The organism is Paraglaciecola polaris LMG 21857 (genome assembly GCF_000315055.1).
Lineage (GTDB): Bacteria > Pseudomonadota > Gammaproteobacteria > Enterobacterales > Alteromonadaceae > Paraglaciecola > Paraglaciecola polaris.
In genome coordinates this window covers 1-2462 of the sequence record NZ_BAER01000125.1, presented here as the reverse complement: position 1 = coordinate 2462, position 2462 = coordinate 1, and the positions used below count along the sequence as shown (strand labels likewise).

Annotated in this window: 2 protein-coding genes; both read right to left on the bottom strand. The window is 48.3% G+C overall.

Translation table 11 applies throughout. From position 1 onward, the window contains the following. Positions 1 to 299: 299 nt before the first annotated feature. Positions 300 to 1505 carry an IS91 family transposase gene (locus GPLA_RS19985; protein WP_007106822.1) on the bottom strand — a complete coding sequence of 402 codons (1206 nt, stop codon included), beginning with the start codon at positions 1503 to 1505 and terminating at the stop codon, positions 300 to 302. 10 nt (positions 1506 to 1515) lie between these two features. Further along, positions 1516 to 2394: a tyrosine-type recombinase/integrase gene (locus GPLA_RS19980; protein ID WP_007106821.1), complete on the bottom strand. Its 879-nt coding sequence runs from the start codon at positions 2392 to 2394 to the stop codon at positions 1516 to 1518. Between the last annotated feature and the right edge of the window lie 68 nt (positions 2395 to 2462).

The window sequence follows — 2462 nt, the reverse complement described above, 5'->3', positions numbered from 1 at the left end:
CTGTTGGCAACACTGAGCCTCAGCTGTCCTGCGGCAAGGAGACAGCTGGCGGATAATCTCGAGTGGAGGAAACCGCGGGACGTTACCTGTAATGTTTCGTTGATATGGGGATTTCGTTGGTGGGTCGACGGATAGTTGCTTGATCGTTGCAGAGTATGTTTTTTCGAACCAGTGATATTCGTGTTTTATTCATCTTTACTGCCTGTTTCTATCTTTTTTATATTGCTTCAATTGCCATGATTTCACGAATCTTAAGCTTTCAAACATAGCACGCCTCTCACCGCGTTTCGCCGATGATATTAATGTTGAGTTGATAGTGTGAACGTTTCATTTCTATTACTCACACTTGGCGGTGCTCTGGGTAAATAGGCGGGCAATGTTATCGCGACTATTACCATCGGTTGATGGCACTGACGACATTGGAACGGAGCGTTCTCCTCAACAACGGACTCCACTGTTGGTATTACATCAGGCGCAGGCACATTCAGCAACTGTCTGGCGAGTGCTAATTTAGCGTGACTGGCAAGTAACCCGTAATGGCGTATGCGATGAAATCCAGATGGCAGCACATGCAGCATAAACCGGCGGATAAACTCGTGCGTATTTAATTGCATTTCTTTGTGCTTAGTACGCCCTTTAAGTCGATAGTCTTTGTAGGTAAAGCTGACGTATTGGTCGTTGATTTCGCGCAATCGACTGTTAGCTATTGCTACCCGATGGGTATAGCGGGATAAATACGCCAGTACCGCTTCTGGCCCAGCAAAGGGGCGTTTGGCATACACCACCCACTCTCGATGTTGTTGCTCGGCGCACCACGTGTCGAATTGGACAGACTCACTCAGCCCATCCAATTCACCATGAAACTGCAAACGCCGCTCAGCAAATCGCTGTCGCAGTCCCGTCACAAACAACCGACGAAACAAGCGAGACAAGACCTTTACCGGTAAAAAGAAGCCCTTTTTGCAAGCTCGCCAGTGTTGTTTATCTGTACTTATCCCGCCACCTGGCACGATGCAATGCACATGGGGATGGTGCGTCATCGCTGAACCCCATGTATGCAATACCATTGTTGTCCCAATATCCGCGCCTAAGTGTTTGGGGTCTTGGGCAATGGTTGTCAGCGTTTGTGAGGCGGTGCTAAACAACAAGCCATACAGTTCAGCTTTGTTATAAAACGCTAACTGGCTAATGGCAGCAGGCAAGGTAAATACCACATGATAGTAATCTACCGGTATCAGCTGAGTTTGACGGGCGGTTAACCAGCGTTTAGCGGCGGATGACTGACACTTGGGGCAATGTCGATTGCGACATGAATTGTAGGCGATAAGGTTGGTATCACATTGCGGGCAATGTAATTGGTGACCACCCAGTTGTGCACTTCGGCAACGTGTAATGGCCGACATGACTTTAAGTTGATTGAGGCTCAGATGTCCTTGCTGTATTGCCTTGTATTGCTCACCATAAAACCGAAAGACATCAGCCACCTCAAGCGAGGGACGAGGCATATCATCTGACTCAATGCGTCAACGTCAGTGCATCGAGCGGACTGACGACCTCATGCAGTAACTTGGTTGCCACTTGCGCATACAGTGCGGTGGTTTCCAACTTACTGTGACCCAGCAAGGTTTGTATCACCCGAATATCCACTTTGGCTTCCAGTAAGTGAGTGGCGAAGCTGTGCCGTAAAGTGTGCATAGAAACCCGTTTATCAATGTCGGCATCGTGTGCCGCCGCTTTACAAGCACGGCTTAACTGACGTGTGGAGATAGGGTTAATCGCTTGTTGCCCTGGAAACAACCAACCGCCATTCAACATTAACTGCTGAGCATGCGCGTAGTGCCACCAATCGCGCAGGTAACCTAATAATACGGGTGATAACATGGCTAATCTGTCCTTGTTACCCTTGCCTTGTTCAATCCGTAAGACCATGCGTTTACTGTCGACATCAGTGACCTTCAATGCCACCACTTCGCTCACCCTTAATCCTGCTCCGTATGCCACTGACAAAGCGGTGCGATACTTTAGATTGTGAGCAGCCGCAATTAGGCGTTTGACTTCCTCTACGCTGAGAACTTGAGGCAATTTACGCGGCGTAGGCACCGTACTCAATTTACTAATAACATCAGGACGATTGAGGGTTTTACAGTACAAGAATTGTAAACCAGATAACGTGGCATTGATGGTGATGTTGGATGTACCTTGTTCGGCCAATGCAATCTGAAACTGCCGTAATTCCTCTGCCGTGGCGTTAGCCGGTGAATGTTTAAGGTAAGCGGCGAGCTTCGATACCGCACGGATATAGCCAATCTGGGTTTTAGGGCTGAGTCTACGCATGTTCATATCGTCTATCATGCGCTGGCGAAGGGGACTAACGGCTTGAATAAGCTGAGTCATAATAATACTCCAAAGTAAGTACAGGGCGACAATGCCCTTTACTCAGCTTAGAAGCGGGTCAGTAATGG

Excerpts from the sequence above, each read along its gene's own strand:
- GPLA_RS19985 (WP_007106822.1), bottom strand. The coding sequence starts at position 1,505 with ATGCCTCGTCCCTCGCTTGAGGTGGCTGATGTCTTTCGGTTTTATGGT.
- GPLA_RS19980 (WP_007106821.1), bottom strand. The coding sequence starts at position 2,394 with ATGACTCAGCTTATTCAAGCCGTTAGTCCCCTTCGCCAGCGCATGATA.